At 73.6% G+C, this 15,922-nt stretch carries 16 protein-coding genes; 14 read left to right on the top strand and 2 right to left on the bottom strand.

Annotated features, from left to right (window positions below; genetic code table 11):
• Positions 1-4: 4 nt before the first annotated feature.
• Positions 5-1,114, top strand: coding sequence for a glycerate kinase (locus tag GGQ55_RS01905; RefSeq protein ID WP_366488543.1), 1,110 nt, complete (start codon positions 5-7; stop codon positions 1,112-1,114).
• Entirely contained in the window at positions 1,111-2,028 is a 918-nt protein-coding gene (locus GGQ55_RS01900; protein ID WP_179714865.1) for a cyclase family protein, read from the top strand. The genes GGQ55_RS01905 and GGQ55_RS01900 overlap by 4 nt, the downstream gene beginning before the upstream one ends.
• Positions 2,029-2,104: 76 nt before the next feature.
• Here the strand turns inward: GGQ55_RS01900 and GGQ55_RS01895 are convergent, their stop codons facing one another.
• On the bottom strand, positions 2,105-3,634 hold the full coding sequence (locus GGQ55_RS01895; protein ID WP_179714864.1) for an alpha/beta hydrolase: 1,530 nt from the start codon (positions 3,632-3,634) through the stop codon (positions 2,105-2,107).
• 83 nt (positions 3,635-3,717) lie between these two features.
• Between GGQ55_RS01895 and GGQ55_RS01890 the strand changes: the two genes are divergently transcribed.
• From GGQ55_RS01890 to GGQ55_RS01840, 11 genes are all read left to right on the top strand, one after another.
• A complete protein-coding gene (locus GGQ55_RS01890) occupies positions 3,718-4,599 on the top strand; it encodes a bifunctional helix-turn-helix transcriptional regulator/GNAT family N-acetyltransferase (RefSeq protein WP_179714863.1) in 882 nt (293 codons plus the stop codon).
• A 7-nt stretch (positions 4,600-4,606) separates the two neighbouring features.
• Positions 4,607-5,854 (top strand): lipase family alpha/beta hydrolase, encoded by a 1,248-nt coding sequence (locus tag GGQ55_RS01885; protein ID WP_179714862.1) that lies wholly within the window; start codon positions 4,607-4,609, stop codon positions 5,852-5,854.
• A gap of 34 nt (positions 5,855-5,888) precedes the next feature.
• Complete coding sequence (locus tag GGQ55_RS01880) at positions 5,889-6,860, top strand: aldo/keto reductase (protein WP_179714861.1); 972 nt, start codon at positions 5,889-5,891, stop codon at positions 6,858-6,860.
• A gap of 50 nt (positions 6,861-6,910) precedes the next feature.
• On the top strand, positions 6,911-7,774 hold the full coding sequence (locus GGQ55_RS01875) for a lysophospholipid acyltransferase family protein (protein WP_218859128.1): 864 nt from the start codon (positions 6,911-6,913) through the stop codon (positions 7,772-7,774).
• 14 nt (positions 7,775-7,788) lie between these two features.
• A complete protein-coding gene (locus GGQ55_RS01870) occupies positions 7,789-7,974 on the top strand; it encodes a hypothetical protein (RefSeq protein ID WP_179714860.1) in 186 nt (61 codons plus the stop codon).
• A 79-nt stretch (positions 7,975-8,053) separates the two neighbouring features.
• Positions 8,054-10,450 (top strand): ATP-binding cassette domain-containing protein, encoded by a 2,397-nt coding sequence (locus GGQ55_RS01865; RefSeq protein WP_179714859.1) that lies wholly within the window; start codon positions 8,054-8,056, stop codon positions 10,448-10,450.
• Positions 10,437-11,207: an SDR family oxidoreductase gene (locus tag GGQ55_RS01860; protein ID WP_179714858.1), complete on the top strand. Its 771-nt coding sequence runs from the start codon at positions 10,437-10,439 to the stop codon at positions 11,205-11,207. The genes GGQ55_RS01865 and GGQ55_RS01860 overlap by 14 nt, the downstream gene beginning before the upstream one ends.
• Before the next feature lie 30 nt (positions 11,208-11,237).
• On the top strand, positions 11,238-12,806 hold the full coding sequence (locus tag GGQ55_RS27525) for an HD domain-containing phosphohydrolase (RefSeq protein WP_179714857.1): 1,569 nt from the start codon (positions 11,238-11,240) through the stop codon (positions 12,804-12,806).
• Positions 12,807-12,889: 83 nt separating this feature from the next.
• Positions 12,890-13,318 (top strand): ester cyclase, encoded by a 429-nt coding sequence (locus GGQ55_RS01850; protein ID WP_179714856.1) that lies wholly within the window; start codon positions 12,890-12,892, stop codon positions 13,316-13,318.
• Positions 13,319-13,336: 18 nt separating this feature from the next.
• On the top strand, positions 13,337-13,765 hold the full coding sequence (locus GGQ55_RS01845) for an ester cyclase (protein WP_179714855.1): 429 nt from the start codon (positions 13,337-13,339) through the stop codon (positions 13,763-13,765).
• Between the two features lie 220 nt (positions 13,766-13,985).
• A complete protein-coding gene (locus tag GGQ55_RS01840; protein WP_179714854.1) occupies positions 13,986-14,243 on the top strand; it encodes a WhiB family transcriptional regulator in 258 nt (85 codons plus the stop codon).
• On the opposite strand, the gene GGQ55_RS01835 is transcribed toward GGQ55_RS01840, so the two are convergent.
• Positions 14,244-14,966 (bottom strand): YoaK family protein, encoded by a 723-nt coding sequence (locus GGQ55_RS01835; protein WP_179714853.1) that lies wholly within the window; start codon positions 14,964-14,966, stop codon positions 14,244-14,246.
• Positions 14,967-15,129: 163 nt separating this feature from the next.
• Between GGQ55_RS01835 and GGQ55_RS01830 the strand changes: the two genes are divergently transcribed.
• On the top strand, positions 15,130-15,879 hold the full coding sequence (locus GGQ55_RS01830) for an iron-containing redox enzyme family protein (RefSeq protein WP_218859127.1): 750 nt from the start codon (positions 15,130-15,132) through the stop codon (positions 15,877-15,879).
• Positions 15,880-15,922 lie beyond the last annotated feature (43 nt).

Below are 15,922 nucleotides of genomic sequence, written 5' to 3'. Positions count from 1 at the left end.
CAGCGTGGGATCCGAGCCGCTCGTCGTCCTGGCCCCGGACAAGTTCAAGGGCTCGCTGTCGGCCCCGGAGGCGGTCGCCGCCCTCGGCCGTGGCCTGCGGCGCGCCGTGCCGGGCGTGCGGCTGGTCGAGCACCCGATCGCCGACGGCGGCGAGGGCACCGTCGACATGGTCCTGGCGCACGGCTTCGAAGCGGTCACCCGCGAGGTGCGCGGCCCGCTCGGCGGCCGGGTGATCGCCCGCTACGCGCTGCGGGGCGACACCGCCGTTCTCGAGATGGCGGCCGCCGCCGGTCTGGGGCTGCTCCCGCACGGTCCGGACGACGACACCGCCCGCGAGGCGACGACGCTGGGCGTCGGCCAGCTGATCGGCGACGCGCTCGACCGCGGTGCCCGCCGGATCGTGCTCGGCATCGGCGGCAGCGCGACCACCGACGGCGGCCGCTGGATGGCCATGGCGCTCGGTGCGCGCCTCGTCGAGGGGCAGCGGCTCGACCTGTCCGGCCTGGACCCTCGGATCGCCGAGGCGGAGGTCGTCGTCGCCTGCGACGTGGACAACCCGCTGACCGGCCCGTCGGGTGCGGCGGCGGTCTACGGGCCGCAGAAGGGCGCCGGGCCGGAGACGGTCGCGCTGCTCGACCGTGCGCTCGGGCACTGGGCCGACCTGGTCGCGGCCGCCACCGGCCGCGACCTGCGCGACCTGCCGGGCGCGGGCGCCGCCGGCGGGCTCGGCTTCGGCGCGGCGGCGCTGCTGGGCGCGGAGTTGCGCTCGGGCGTCGAGCTGCTGCTGGAGCTCAGCGGCTTCGCCGGCGAGGTCGCCGGCGCCGACCTGGTCGTCGTCGGCGAGGGCTCGCTGGACGAGCAGAGCCTGCACGGCAAGGGACCGCTCGGCGCCGCCGCCCTCGCCGCCCGCGCCGGCACCCGCGTCGTCGCCGTCGCCGGGCGCTGCACCGTCGACCCCGAGCGGCTGCGCGCGCACGGGGTCGAGGCCGTCTACCCGCTCACCGACCTGGAGCCCGACCCGGCGCGCAGCATGGCGCGCGCCGGCGGGCTCCTCGAGACCACCGCAGAACGCATCGCGGCCGACTGGCTGCGCGCACCAGAGAGGACCCCATGACCGACGTGACCCCCGTCGACCCGATGTCCGTCGACCCCGAGCGCGGCCCGGCCGCCCGGCAGCGGCCGGAGGACCTGCTCGCGGCGCTCGCGCTGCCCACGCAGGGCCGCACCTTCTCCCTCGCGCTGCCCCGGTTCACCGGCATGCCGCTGTTCGGCGCGCACCCGCCGTTCGACGTGACGATGTACCGCACGCCGGCCGGGCTGCGGGGCGACGGCATCGAGCCGTGGGGCCCGCGCAACGAGGTGAACCTCGGCTACATGGCCGAGACGGTCAGCGGCACCGCGCACAGCGGCGCGCACGTCGACGCGCTGGCGCACATGACCATCGGCGAGGACGACCACTGGTACGGCGGCGGCAACACCCGCGAGCACCTCGGCGACCGCGGGCCGAGGTTCGGCGACGGCGCCAAGCTCCCGCACTTCGTCACCCGCGGCGTGCTGCTCGACGTCCCCGGTTACCGCGGGATCGAGGCGCTGCCGGCGCACGAGCCGGTGACCGCCGACGAGCTGCAGGCGGTCGCCGCGCACCAGGGCGTGGAGATCCGCGCGGGCGACGTCGTCCTGATCCGGTCGGGCTACCTCAGCCAGTGGCCGGACCCGGAGGGGCTGGCCCGGCACGTGACGGCCGGTCCGGACATCTCCGCCGCGCGCTGGCTGCTGGAACAGGGCGTGGTGGCGACCGGCAGCGACACCGAGACCTACGAGGTGCAGCCCGCGCCCGACCCCGGCAGCCCGGCCAACCCGCAGCCGGTGCACACCCTCTTGCTCATCGAGAACGGCATCTACCTGTTCGAGTCGGTCTACCTCGAGGAGATCGCGCGGGAGAAGGTCTACGAGTTCCTCTTCGTCGCGCTGCCGCTGAAGATCCAGGGCACGACCGGCTCGATGCTCGACCCCCTCGCCATCGTCTGACTCACCCAGGCATGGGAAGCGATACGTGCGTTTCCGCCCCGCGAACGCATGTATCGCTTCCCATGCCTGAGGGGATCTAGCCGCAGCCGACGCCGGTCAGGTCGTCGTCGGTCGAACGCCCGGACGCGGTGGCGATGTCGTAGCCGGAGCAGAAGTAGAACGACAGCCGCTGGTCGCGGTCGAGGGTCACGCCGTGCCACCCGGTCGGGGTCGGCTCCAGGTAGTCGAAGCTCGTCGCGAGCAGGGCGTCGTCGGCGGCCGGGTCGTGCTTGACGTACTTGTCGATCCACGCCTGGGCGTAGTGGCCGGCGACGTCCTGGCCGTAGCGCGAGGCCGGCAGCACGTAGCTGATGTCGGTGTACTCGAGGTGCGTCGAGGCCCGCGGCACGACCACCATCGAGTCGACGCCGGCCGCCGTCCACCCGTCGTAGCCGGTCTTCTCCTCGCGGGCGGGGTCGGGCGCCTGGGTGGGTGAGGTCGGCGCCGCGGTCGGGTCGAACAGGCCGGAGTTGGCGTAGTAGGGCGCGACGGTGAACCCGTACTCGGACTGCACGCCGAGCCCAGGGACGACCGGCCGCAGCGGGCCCTGGGCGTCGAACGGCTGCGAACCGCCGATCGCCGCGGTCGTCGACAGCTTGTCCAGCGCGACGACCGCCTCGACCCGGTCGTCCACGCCCTGCACGTAGGAGACGGCGAGCGCGCCGAGGGAGTGGCCGACCAGCGCCAGCCGGGTGGTGCGGCCGGGCGTCACGGTGTCCGGGTCCGGGGAGCGGTCGAACAGCTGCCACTGCGGGTTGTACGCGTCGACCGCGGCGCTGCCGGCCGACGGGTCGGCGTAGGGCGCGTCGGGCGTGGAGAGGAAGAAGTCGATCGCGTCCTCGGTGCCGTAGACGAAGTTCGACGTCTGCTGGAACGGCACGCCCGGGCACGAGGTCTGCTCGCCGGCCAGGGGAGCGGCCGCGAGGTCGCAGTAGGGCAGGTCCTCGACCGATCCCTGGTGGGGGAGCGTCTCGCTGGTCCCCTGGCCCTGCACGTCGTAGGTGAGGACGACGTAGCCCCGCTCGGCGAGGTCCTCGGCCAGCCACCAGTACATCCGCTCGCTGCCCTGCACCGACCCGGTGGTGATGACGACGCCGGGGAAGGGGCCGGTGAGCCGCTCGCCGGTGTACGGGTCGGACGCGCCCGGCAGCGGGGTGAAGACGTCGCCCCGGATCAGGGCGCCGTACCTGTTGGGAAACGTGACCGGGGTGATCTCCCCGCGGGTGCCGTCCCAGCCGGCGCGGTACGGGTTGCCGCTGTTCCAGCCCGGCACGGCCGTGCCCGGGCTCAGCGCCGGGCGGGTCGGCGTCGCCGCCTGGGCGAGCAGCTGCGAGGCGTAGACCGGCCCGATCACCTGCGCGTTCGCCAGCCCGTAGGCCGGGTTCAGCTGCCCGTCCGGAGCGGTCTGCCGCCCGTAGGCGTCGGCGATGTTCTGCGCGTCGCGCGCCAGGTACTCCGGCGAGCCGGGCGCGGGGTCGCCGGGCGCGGCCTGCGCGGTCCCGGTCGGCACGACGACGAGGGCGGCGCCGACGGCGACGGCGGCGCACAGCAGGCGAGGACGGCGCATGTCGTGCCCAACGAGTCGACGAGCCTCTGGTTACCGGCCGGTAGCGGCTGTCCCCGACCGCGTTCTCTGACTACGGTCAGGGAATGGACGCGACCGCGGTCGCCCACGTGCGCCGGTTCAACCGCACCGTCACCCAGCGCCTCGGCGTGCTGGAGGAGACCTACCTGTCCCGCGCGCGGCCGATCGGCCAGGCACGGGTGCTGTGGGAGATCGGCCCGGACGGCGCGGACGTGCGGACCCTGCGCGCCCGCCTCGACCTCGACTCCGGCTACCTGAGCCGGCTGCTGCGGGCGCTGGAGGCCGACGGGCTCGTCGTCGTCGAGCCGGGGGTGCCCGACCGCCGGGTGCGCACCGCCCGGCTGACCGCCCGCGGGCTGGCCGAGCGCAGCGAGCTCGACCGGCGCTCCGACGAGCTGGCCGCCGGGCTGCTCGCGCCGCTCGACGCCGGGCAGTGGGAGCGGCTGGCCGCGGCGATGGCCGAGGTCGAGCGGCTGCTCACCGCCTCGACCGTGACGGTGGCCGAGACCGATCCGCGCCGGCCGGAGGCCCGGGCCGCGCTGGCCGCCTACGCCGCCGAGCTCGACGAGCGGTTCGACGCCGGCTTCGACCCGGCCCGCAGCATCCCGGCCGGGGCCGCCGACCTCACCCCGCCCGCCGGGCTGCTCGTGGTCGCCACGCTGCACGGCGAGCCGGTCGGCTGCGGCGCGCTGAGGTTCCACGGCGGCGCCCCGGCGGAGATCAAGCGGATGTGGGTGGCCCGGTCGGCGCGCGGGCTGGGGCTCGGCCGGCGGCTGCTCACCGAGCTGGAGGCCCGTGCCCGCGAGCACGGGGTGCGGGTGCTGCACCTGGAGACCAACCGCACGCTGACCGAGGCGATCGGGCTCTACCGGTCGGCCGGCTACCGCGAGGTGCCCGCCTTCAACGACGAGGCCTACGCGCACCACTGGTTCGAGAAGCTGTTGTGATGGACGCATGCGGGGCGACGAGGTGCGGGGGATCGGCGAGCTGGGCCGGATCACCCTGCGGGGGAGCACGAACCGGGTCGCCGAGCTGCACCGCGGCATCGCCGACCGGGCGTTCGACGCGATCGGCCCGAAGGCCGCGCCGGTCAAGCTCGTGCACGACGCGATCGCCGGCCTGAGCTACGGCGGCGTGCGCCTGGCCCTGGGTGCCGGGGCGCGGGTGGCCGGGATCCTCGCGGCGCTCGGTGCCGACGGCCGTGACCTGGACGCCGACCGCTCCGGCCGCGTGGCGCTCGCCGTCCTCAACGGCGCGCACGGCGACGTCGTCGAGCGCGACGCGCCCGCCCTCGCCACGGTTCTGGGCATCCGGGTCGAGGGCACCGCGGTGCCGCCGGAGCCCGAGGCGCTGCGGGCCGCGTTCCCCGGCGCGACCGGCCGGCTCGCCGTCTTCGTGCACGGGCTCACCGAGACCGAGGCGACGTGGTGCTACCGCGCCGAGCGGTCCGCCGACTACGGCACCCGGCTGCGGCAGGACCTCGGCCTCACCCCGGTGCACCTGCGCTACAACACCGGCCTGCACGTCTCGGACAACGGGCGGCTGCTCGACGACCTGCTCGGGCGGCTGGTCGCCGCCTGGCCGCAGGAGGTGCAGGACGTCGTCCTGATCGGGCACTCGATGGGCGGGCTCGTCGCGCGCAGCGCGCTGCACCAGGCCGGCGGCGGAACGGCGGACGCCCACCCGTGGACCGCGCTGGTGCGCGACACGATCACCCTCGGGACGCCGCACCTCGGCGCCCCGCTCGAGCGCGGCGTGCACCGGCTGGCCGGCGTCCTGGCCCGCGTGCCGGAGACCCGGCCGCTGGCCGCGCTGCTCGCGCTGCGCAGCGTCGGGATCAAGGACCTCCGCCGCGGCACGCTGGTCGAGGCCGACTGGAGCGGCCGCGACCTCGACGCGCCCGGCGTCGCCGCGCACACGCACGTCCCGCTCTCGGACGGCGCCCGGCACTTCGTCGTCCTGGCGACCCTGACCCGCGACCCGGCGGCGCCGGTCGCCGATCTGCTGGGGGACCTGCTGGTGCCGCCGCGCAGCGCCCTCGGCGACACCGGGGACGACGACCGGCTGGCCTTCCCGCCCGACCACGTGCACCGCATCGGCGGGCTCACCCACTTCGACCTGCTCAACCACCCGCTGGTCTACGAGCAGATCCACTGCTGGCTGGTCGAGCGACCGGAGGGGCCGCGGCCCGCCGCTCCCTGAGCACACCGAAGCGGAGGCGCCTACGGTTGTGGTCATGCGGAGTGTTTCCCTCGGTTCTCTCGACGTCTCCCGGCTCGGCCTCGGCTGCATGGGGATGTCGGCCTTCTACAGCGGCGCGGGCGCGGACGACGCCGAGTCGATCCGCACCATCCACCGCGCACTCGACCTCGGCCTGACCTTCCTCGACACCGCCGAGATCTACGGCCCGTACACCAACGAGGAGCTGGTCGGCCGGGCGATCGCCGGCCGCCGCGACGAGGTCGTGCTGGCCACCAAGTTCGGCAACATCTCGCACCCCAACGGGGGCGTGCGGCAGTACGACAGCACCCCGGCCAACATCCGGACGGCGCTGGAGGGCTCGCTGCGGCGGCTCGGCACCGACGTGATCGACCTCTACTACCAGCACCGGGTCGACCCCGGCACCCCGATCGAGGACACCGTCGGCGCGCTGGCGCAGCTCGTCGAGGAGGGCAAGATCCGGCACATCGGGCTGTCCGAGGCGGGCGCCGAGACGATCCGCCGGGCGCAGGCCGTCCACCCGATCACCGCGCTGCAGAGCGAGTACTCGCTGTGGACGCGTGACCCCGAGGCGGAGATCCTGCCGCTGGTGCGCGAGCTGGGCATCGGCTTCGTCGCGTACTCGCCGCTGGGCCGCGGGTTCCTGACCGGCGGCATCCGCTCGCTGTCCGACCTGGACGACTCCGACTTCCGCCGGCAGAACCCGCGCTTCGCCGGCGACGCGCTGCAGCAGAACCTGCGCATCGTCGAGGAGGTCGAGACGGTCGCGCGCGAGGCGGGGGCGACCCCGGGCCAGGTCGCGCTCGCCTGGCTGCTCGCCCAGGGCGACGACATCGTCCCCATCCCCGGCACCAAGCGGGTCGCCCGGCTGGAGGAGAACGCCGCCGCGGCCGACCTGCAGCTCACCGACGACCAGCTGTCCCGGCTGGGCGCCATCGCGCCGCCGGTGGGCGACCGCTACCCGGACATGACGCCGATCGGGCGGTGATCGTCGTTACTCTCCCGTGACCTTTCGGCCCGCGCGCCGTTGATCACCGCGTGGGAGAGACGAACCCCCTGAAGCGGTTGATCGAGTGGCGGGTGTCGGCCGCGCTGGAGCCGACCCCGCCCAACCGGACCCTGCTCGGGCTCCAGCAGCCGGTCTACGACCTGCTCAACAAGTACTGGTTCCGGCTCGAGGTCACCGGCTGGGAGCGGGTGCCCGACCGGCCGTGCCTGGTGGTCGGGGTGCACTCCGGCGGCGCGCTCACCATGGACGCCTGGACGCTGGTCAACGCCTGGTGGACGCACTTCGAGGGCCGCCGGCTGCTGCACGGCACCGCGCACGACGTGCTCATGGCCGCGCCGGGGCTGGGTGACTACTTCCGCGCCGTCGGCGTCATCGCGGCCAACCGGAAGAGCGTCGGGGCGGCGCTGGCGCAGGGGGACGACGTCGTCGTCTGGCCCGGCGGCGAGGTCGACGCGATGCGCTCGTGGCGCAAGCGCGACGTGGCCACCCTGGCCGGGCGCACCGGGTTCGTGAAGCAGGCGATCCGCTCCGGGGTGCCGATCGTCCCGGTGGCCACCGTCGGCGGCCACGACACGGTCTTCGTGGTCTCCGAGGGGAAGTGGCTGGCGAACGCGCTGGACAAGGTGACAGGTCTGAAGAAGACGCTGCGCGGGGCCAACCTGCCGATCGTCGCCGGCCTCCCGTTCCCGCTGGCCATCGAGGTCCTGCCGGCGCACCTGCCGCTCCCGGCCAAGATCCGCACCGAGCTGCTCGACCCGATCGAGGTCGACGACGACCCCGCCCGGGCCGGCGACGAGGCCTACGTGCGGTCGGTCTACGAGCAGGTGGAGTCGGCCATCCAGGCGGGTATGGACGCCCTCGCCGCGAAGCGGACCCTGCCCGTCTTCGGCTGAGGCGAGGAGTCGCCGTGAATCCGTTCGAGCCGGTCCACGCGATGCCGGTGCGCTGCGCGCAGCCCGGCTGCGGGCACAGCTTCGTGGAGCACCGGACGGGCGGTGGCTCGTGCGCCGATCCCTGCCCGTGCCCGGGGTTCCGGTGGGTGCCGGCGCAGGGTCCCCCGCACGGGTACTCCAGCCCGCCGCGCTGGTCCTGACCGTCCTCCGCCGTTTCGTCGGACGTCGCTGATGAGGTAGACAGCGAACCCGCCAGACCGTCCGACAGATGGGGATCCGATGAGCACGGCCGTGTCGAAGGGGAGGACGACGGAGACGACGTCGTCCCCCCTCGCCGACAGCCACGACCTGATCCGCGTGCTCGGCGCGCGGGTGAACAACCTCAAGGACGTCAGCGTCGAGATCCCGAAGCGGCGGCTGACGGTGTTCACCGGCGTCTCGGGCTCCGGCAAGAGCTCGCTGGTGTTCGACACCATCGCCGCCGAGTCGCAGCGGCTGATCAACGAGACCTACAGCGCCTTCGTGCAGGGCTTCATGCCGTCGCTGGCCCGCCCGGAGGTCGACGTCCTCGAGGGCCTGACGACGGCGATCATCGTCGACCAGGAGCGGATGGGCGCCAACCCGCGCTCCACCGTCGGCACCGCCACCGACGCCAACGCGATGCTGCGCATCCTGTTCAGCCGCGTCGGCAAGCCCTACATCGGCCCGCCGACCGCCTTCGCGTTCAACGTGCCGACGCGCAGGGCCAGCGGTGTCATGACCACCGAGAAGGGCGGCCGGGTCGAGAAGAACGTCGTGCGCCAGGCCGTCTACCAGGGCGGCATGTGCCCGCGCTGCGAGGGCATGGGCTCGGTCAGCGACTTCGACCTCGCCGCGCTGTACGACGAGTCGAAGTCCCTGCGCGAGGGCGGGCTCACCGTGCCCGGCTACAGCATGGACGGGTGGTACGGGCGGCTGTTCGTCGGCATCGGCCTCGACCTGGACAAGCCGATCGGCCGGTACACGAAGAAGGAGATGGCCGACCTCCTCTACAAGGAGCCCACCAAGATCAAGGTGGAGGGCGTCAACCTCACGTACGAGGGGGTGATCCCGCGGATCCAGAAGTCGATGCTGTCCAAGGACGTCGAGGCGATGCAGCCGCACATCCGCGCCTTCGTCGAGCGGGCCATCACCTTCCAGACCTGCCCCGACTGCGACGGCACCCGCCTGTCCGCGGAGGCGCGCTCGGCGAAGATCGAGGGCAAGAGCATCGCCGACCTCTGCGCGATGCAGATCAGCGACCTCGCCGACTGGGTGCGCGACCTCGAGGAGCCGTCGGTGGCCCCGCTGCTCACCGGGCTGCAGCACCTGCTCGACTCGTTCTCCGACATCGGGCTCGGCTACCTCTCGCTCGACCGGCCGGCGGGCACGCTGTCCGGCGGTGAGGCACAGCGGACCAAGATGATCCGCCACCTCGGCTCGTCGCTCACCGATGTCACCTACGTCTTCGACGAGCCCTCGATCGGCCTGCACCCGCACGACATCGAGCGGATGAACGACCTGCTGCGCCAGCTGCGGGACAAGGGCAACACCGTGCTCGTCGTCGAGCACAAGCCGGAGATGATCGGCCTCGCCGACCACGTCGTCGACCTCGGCCCGCTCGCCGGCTCCGGCGGCGGCGAGGTGGTGTTCGAGGGCAGCGTCGACGGGCTGCGCGCGAGCGGCACCATCACCGGCCGGCACCTGGACGACCGGGCGCAGCTGAAGCCCGCGGTGCGCACGCCGAACGGGACGCTCGAGATCCGCGGGGCGAGCACGCACAACCTGCAGGACGTCGACGTCGACATCCCGCTCGGCGTGCTCGTCGTCGTCACCGGCGTGGCCGGCTCGGGCAAGAGTTCGCTGATCAACGGCTCGGTCTCCCCGCGGGACGGCGTCGTCACCATCGACCAGGGGGCGATCAAGGGGTCGCGGCGCAGCAACCCGGCGACCTACACCGGCCTGCTGGAGCCGATCCGCAAGGCCTTCGCGAAGGCTAACGGCGTCAAGCCCGCGCTGTTCAGCTCGAACTCCGAGGGCGCCTGCCCGGCCTGCAACGGCGCCGGCGTGATCTACACCGAGCTCGGGGTCATGGCCACCGTCGAGTCCACCTGCGAGGAGTGCGAGGGCCGGCGGTTCCAGGCGGCGGTGCTGGAGTACACGCTCGGCGGCCGGAACATCGCCGAGGTGCTGGCCATGCCGGTCGCCGAGGCGCAGGAGTTCTTCGCGTCGGGGGACGCGGCGACCCCGGCGGCCACCAAGGTGCTCGACCGGCTCGTCGACGTCGGGCTCGGCTACCTCTCCCTCGGCCAGCCGCTGACCACGCTGTCCGGTGGCGAGCGGCAGCGGCTCAAGCTCGCCGCGCAGATGGGGGAGAAGGGCGACGTCTACGTGCTCGACGAGCCGACGACCGGGCTGCACCTGGCCGACGTCGAGCAGCTGCTGGGCCTGCTGGACCGGCTGGTCGACTCCGGCAAGTCGGTGCTGGTGATCGAGCACCACCAGGCGGTCATGGCGCACGCCGACTGGATCCTCGACCTGGGTCCGGGTGCCGGCCACGACGGCGGCCGGGTCGTCTTCGAGGGCACCCCGGCCGACCTGGTCGCGAGCCGGTCGACGCTCACCGGGCAGCACCTCGCCGGCTATGTCGGCGCCTGACGGCGGGCGGCCGGTCGCCCTGGTGACCGGCGCCAGCCGCACGGCGGGGATCGGCGGCGCGATCGCCACGGCGCTCGCCGCGGACGGCTGGGACGTCGCCCTCACCTACTGGCAGCCCTACGACGAGCGGATGCCCTGGGGCGGCGAGCCGGAGGGCGTCGGGCAGCTCACCGCCGCCGTGCAGGCGGTCGGCGGGCGGGCGGCGGCGATCGCCGCCGACCTCGGCGACGTCACGGCCCCGGCCGCCGTCTTCGCGATGGTGAACGCGACTCTGGGACCGGTGACCGCGCTGGTGCTCTCGCACTGCGAGTCGGTCGACTCCGATCTCCGCTCGACGACCGTCGAGAGCTTCGACCTGCACATGGCGGTCAACGCGCGGGCCTCGTGGCTGCTGATCCGCGAGTTCGCCGGCCAGTACTCCGGCCCGTTCGGCCGCGGCCGGATCGTGGCGCTGACCAGCGACCACACCGCCGGCAACCTGCCCTACGGGGCGAGCAAGGGCGCGCTGGACCGGATCGTCCTCGCCTCGGCCCGCGAGCTCGAGGACCTCGGCGTCACCGCCAACGTGGTGAACCCGGGTGCGACCGACACCGGCTGGATGACCGACGAGCTGCGGACGGTGGCCGCCGAGCGGAGCCCGCTGGCCCGGCTCGGCACGCCGGCCGACGCGGCGGCACTGGTGACGTTCCTGTGCTCCGAGCGCGGCGGCTGGGTCAACGGCCAGCTGATCTACAGCGACGGCGGCATCCACACCTAGGGCGTCGCGCGGGCCCTACCCTCGTCCGCCATGGTGGCGCCCGCCTCCACGCCACGCGACAGCGTCCGGCTGTCCGAGCTCTTCGCCGCCTGGTCGGTCGCCATCGACGTCGGGATGGTCGTGCCGATGGAGACCGGGCTGCGGGTCTGCGCCCGCGCGGTCCGGCTGGCCGAGCGGATGGGACTCGACCTGCCGACGCGGCGGCGGGTCTACTACCTGGCCCTGCTGCGGCACATCGGCTGCACGGCGGAGAACCGCGCCCTCGCCGACTTCCTCGGCGACGAGCTGGCGTTCCGCGCCGACGTCGGCACCCGCGACGTGTCGAACAGCCGCGAGCTCCTGCCCTACGTCCTGCAGATGACGGTCGGCTCCCGTCCCCTCCTCGAGCGGCCGGCCGCGCTGCTGCACCTCCTGACGCACGGCAGCGCCATGAAGGACGCCGGCCGGGCGGTGTGCGAGGTCGCGCAGCTGCTGATCGACCGGCTCGGCCTCGACGACGAGCTCCGGAGCCGGTTGCGGGAGGACGTGACGATGGTCTTCGAGCGGCCGGACGGGAAGGGGTTCCCCGCGGGACGCCGGGACGTCGCGCTGCCGCCGCAGCTCGTCCAGCTCGCCGAGGCGGTCACCACGCACCTGCGGTTCACCGACGCCGACGCGACCGTCGCCATGCTGCGCGAGCGACGCGGCCGGGCCTATCTGCCGGAGGTCGTCGACGCCTTCCTGACCGGCGACGACGACCTGCTCACCGACCCGGACGACGCCTGGGCCGACGTGCTCGCGAGAGAACCCGGCGGCGGTCCCGTGCTGCGGTCCGAGGGCATCGACGGCGTCCTGCGCGCGCTCGCCGACTTCACCGACCTGAAGTCGCCGTACACCGCCGGTCATTCGCGGACGGTCGCCGAGCTGGGCGAGGCAGCCGCGCGCCGGTGCGGGCTGCCGGCCGCCGACGCGACCGCGCTGCGGTGGGCCGGCTGGATCCACGACGTCGGGCGGCTCACGGTGTCGCTGCCGGTCTGGGACAAGCCCGGGCCGCTGGACCGCGACCAGCGGGAGCAGGTGCGGCTGCACCCGTACGTCACCGAGCGGGTCTTCGCCCGCTCGGCGTTCCTGCAACCGCTGGCCGCGCTGGCCGGTCAGCACCACGAGCGGGTCGACGGCAGCGGGTACCACCGGGCGCAGCACGGGGCCGACCTCAGCGTGCCGGCCCGCATCCTCGCGGCGGCCGACGTCTACGCCGCCGTCGTCGCCGACCGCGCCTACCGCCCGGCGATGAACGCCAAGGAGGCCGCGGCCGCGATGCGGGCGGCGGCGACCGCGGGGCACCTGGACGCCGACGCCGTCGACGCCGTCCTGGCCGCCGCCGGGCACCCGGAACGGCGCCGGGCCACCGCGATCGCCGGCCTCACCGCCCGCGAGCTGGAGGTGCTCCGCCTGCTCGCCCGCGGGCTGACCAACCCGGCGATCGCCGAGCGGCTCGTCGTCTCCCGCAAGACCGTCGAGCACCACCTCGAGGCGGTCTACGCCAAGCTCGGCGTCCACTCCCGGTCGGCCGCGACCCTCGCCGCCGTCCAGCACGGCCTGGTGCCGGACACCTCCTGAACATGGGGGAACCACCCCATGTGCTCCGGTCCCGTCCGGCCCGAGGCTCCTCCGCGTCGCACCCCCGACCCGAGGAGCACACCATGACCGACACCGCCACCCTCGCCGAGCGGCTCTTCGCCGCGATCGACGACCACCGCTACGACGACGCCCTCGCGGTCCTGCAGCCCGATGCCGTTCTGGACACCCCGCTCGGCGCGGGGCTGTCCACGGAGGCCTGGCTCGGGATCAACCGCTCGTTCGCGGGCTCCATGCCCGACGGGCGGCACACCCTGCGCGAGGTGACCCCGGACGGCGACCGCTGCGCCGTCGAGGGCACCTGGTCGGGCACGCACACCGGACCGCTCGCCACGCCCGGCGGCGAGGTGCCGCCCACCGGCCGTTCCGTGGTCCTGCCGTTCTGCGCGGTCATCACCCGGCGCGGCGAGCGCATCGGCCGGCTGACCGTCTACTTCGACTCGCTGTCCATGTTCGTCCAGCTCGGCCTGGCTCCCGAGCCGGCCGCCGCCTGAGACGGAGAGGACACGACCATGACCCTCGAGCAGCTCGTCGACCGGCACTACGCCGAGATCAACTCCGGGGACTTCTCCGACGTCGCCGAGATCTTCGGCGCCGACGTCGTCACCCAGGTGCCCGGCAGCGCACCGATGTCCGGCATCGACCCCTTCGTGGCCTACGGGCAGGGCTTCCTCCGTGCCTTCCCGGACGGCCGGATCCACCGCGACCGGTACGTCGAGGCCGGCGACCGCATCATCGTCGAGGGGCGCTTCACCGGGACCAACACCGGCCCGCTGGAGACCCCGGCCGGCGACCTGCCGCCGACCGGCCGGTCCCTGGAACTGCCGTTCGCCGACGCCTTCCGGGTCGTCGACGGCAGGATCACCGAGCACCGCATCTACTACGACCTGGGCGGGATGCTGGCCCAGCTCGGCCTGGCGCCCGAGCCGGCCTCCGCGTGACGGACCGAGGGCGCCGGCCGACGACCGGCGCCCTCCACACGCAGAGACCGGGCCCCGACGACGCAGGGGAGTCGGCGCGCCGATCGAGCTCGGGGACTCTGGGCGATCGAGAGCCGTATTGCTAGCGTCGCCCGGTCCGAGACGTCGTGGTTCCACTCCGGTTCCCGAGAGCGGCAGAGACGCACAAGCCCATCCCGTGCGACGTCCGAGGAGCCGGTCGATGCTCGACGACCAGTGGCAGCGCGACGCTGCCTGCCAGGGCAGCAGTCCGGAATTGTTCTTCCCCGTCGGCCACTCCTCGCTGGGGCGGGCGGAGGCCTGGGCGGCCAAGCGGATCTGCAGCCGCTGCCCCGTGCGCACCCAGTGCCTGGAGTGGGCCATCCGGACCGGGGAGAACTCGGGGGTGTGGGGCGGGATGACGGAGGAGGAGCGGCGCGAGGAGGTCAAGCGCCGCCGGCGCGCCGACGTGCCCGCCTGATCAGCGGCGCTGCGCGACCAGCCCGCCGACGAGGACGACGGCGCCCAGCGCCCCCAGCTGCAGCACCGGAGCGACCAGCGGCAGGTGCAGCACGAGCAGCGCGCCGGCGGCCGCACCGGCGATGAGGCCCAGCAGGATCTCGATGCTGTGCCAGACCTCGCGCACCCCGCGGCCGGTGGCCAACCGGATGACGACGGTGGTCAGCGTCCCGGTGAGGTAGGTCGTCGACATCCCGCTGACGCCGAAGCGCTGCACGGTGCTGCTCTGGATGCCCAGCCCGATGGCCGTGCACAGCAGGAGCACCAGAGCGAGGCCCCGCCCGGGGTCGCCGCCGGTGATCCACCAGCCCGCCGCGTACGCGGCGAAGAGCGCGAACTCCACGCCGAGGGCGACGGTGACCGACCGCGGCCACACCGGGTCGCCGCCCACCGGGACACCGGCCAGCCGGGCGCCCAGGGCGGCGCCCGCGCAGAAGGCCAGGATCGCCAGTCCGGACGACGCGGCCAGCGCCCCGTCGGCCGAGCTTGCCGCGACGCCGAGCAGCACCATGTTGCCGGTCATGACGCTGGTGAACGCACCCCCGAGGGCCAGCAGGCCGATGGCGTCGGTCGCGCCGCTGACCACGGCGAGGGTCACGACGAGGGTCTGCCGCAACCGGGCGGAGGCGGCGGACGACGCGGTCGCCGGGGCGGTGGTCGACGCGGCGGTCGAAGGTGCGGGCACCGTTGCAGGATCCGGATCCACGGTCCCTCCAGCGCTGGTCCTTGTGCACATCGATTCAGCGCAGACGTGTGCAGCATGACCCTCTAGGAGAAGGCGTCGTCCGCCCTAGCTTCGGAGCACACCGACATCGCACACCGAACCGCTCTCGGAAGGCGACTTTCCCATGACCCAGATGCTCGACCGGACCGAGCTGCTCAGCCCCGACGACTTCCGCGTCGCCCTGCAGGACGCGATCAAGGGCCGCGAGGCCAAGAACGCCTCTTTCAGCAAGGCGTGGGCCGACGGCGAGCTGGAGCGGCACCACTTCGCCCGCTGGGCCGAGAACCACTACCACTACGTCGGCCCGTTCGCCGACTACCTCGGCTACATCTACGGCAACACCCCGGACACCCTGACCGACGCCAAGGACTTCCTGCTCCAGAACATGTACGAGGAGGAGCTGGCCGACATCCGCCACACCGACCTGCTCATCCGCTTCGGCGAGGCGTGCGGCACCACCCGCGAGCGCATCGAGGACCCGAACAACGCCAACGCGGTCACCCGCGGGCTGCAGGCCTGGTGCTACGCGACGGCGATGCGCGAGCACTTCGTCGTCGCCACCGCGGCGCTGATCGTGGGCCTGGAGTCACAGGTGCCGAGCATCTACAAGAAGCAGATCGTCCCGCTGCGCGAGGTCTACAAGTTCACCGAGGACGAGATCGAGTTCTTCGACCTGCACATCACCTCCGACGAGGTGCACGGCGAGCGCGGCTACCAGATCGTGCTGGAGAACGCGAACACCGTGGAGCTGCAGCAGCGCTGCCTGCAGTTCGTCCGCTGGGGCGCCGAGATGCGCTACGCGTACACCCGCTCGCTCTACGACACCTACGTCGCTCCCGACAAGACGGTCAGCGACGCCGAGTCGCTGGCCTGACGCGAGCCCGTTTCGCAGCGGAGTGCCAGGGCGCGGGATCCGC

Source organism: Petropleomorpha daqingensis, from assembly GCF_013408985.1.
Taxonomy (GTDB): Bacteria; Actinomycetota; Actinomycetes; order Mycobacteriales; family Geodermatophilaceae; genus Petropleomorpha; species Petropleomorpha daqingensis.
Note: the sequence above shows the minus strand (reverse complement) of the source record. Positions and strands in the feature narration are given on the sequence as shown.

Bases quoted from the DNA above. Each gene is read 5' to 3' on its own strand.
- GGQ55_RS01830 (WP_218859127.1), top strand. From the start codon at position 15,130: ATGACCCAGATGCTCGACCGGACCGAGCTGCTCAGCCCCGACGACTTC.
- GGQ55_RS01885 (WP_179714862.1), top strand. From the start codon at position 4,607: ATGCGGGGCGACGAGGTGCGGGGGATCGGCGAGCTGGGCCGGATCACC.
- GGQ55_RS01845 (WP_179714855.1), top strand. From the start codon at position 13,337: ATGACCCTCGAGCAGCTCGTCGACCGGCACTACGCCGAGATCAACTCC.
- GGQ55_RS01890 (WP_179714863.1), top strand. From the start codon at position 3,718: ATGGACGCGACCGCGGTCGCCCACGTGCGCCGGTTCAACCGCACCGTC.
- GGQ55_RS01850 (WP_179714856.1), top strand. From the start codon at position 12,890: ATGACCGACACCGCCACCCTCGCCGAGCGGCTCTTCGCCGCGATCGAC.
- GGQ55_RS01880 (WP_179714861.1), top strand. From the start codon at position 5,889: ATGCGGAGTGTTTCCCTCGGTTCTCTCGACGTCTCCCGGCTCGGCCTC.
- GGQ55_RS01865 (WP_179714859.1), top strand. From the start codon at position 8,054: ATGAGCACGGCCGTGTCGAAGGGGAGGACGACGGAGACGACGTCGTCC.
- GGQ55_RS27525 (WP_179714857.1), top strand. From the start codon at position 11,238: ATGGTGGCGCCCGCCTCCACGCCACGCGACAGCGTCCGGCTGTCCGAG.
- GGQ55_RS01860 (WP_179714858.1), top strand. From the start codon at position 10,437: ATGTCGGCGCCTGACGGCGGGCGGCCGGTCGCCCTGGTGACCGGCGCC.
- GGQ55_RS01840 (WP_179714854.1), top strand. From the start codon at position 13,986: ATGCTCGACGACCAGTGGCAGCGCGACGCTGCCTGCCAGGGCAGCAGT.
- GGQ55_RS01895 (WP_179714864.1), bottom strand. From the start codon at position 3,634: ATGCGCCGTCCTCGCCTGCTGTGCGCCGCCGTCGCCGTCGGCGCCGCC.
- GGQ55_RS01900 (WP_179714865.1), top strand. From the start codon at position 1,111: ATGACCGACGTGACCCCCGTCGACCCGATGTCCGTCGACCCCGAGCGC.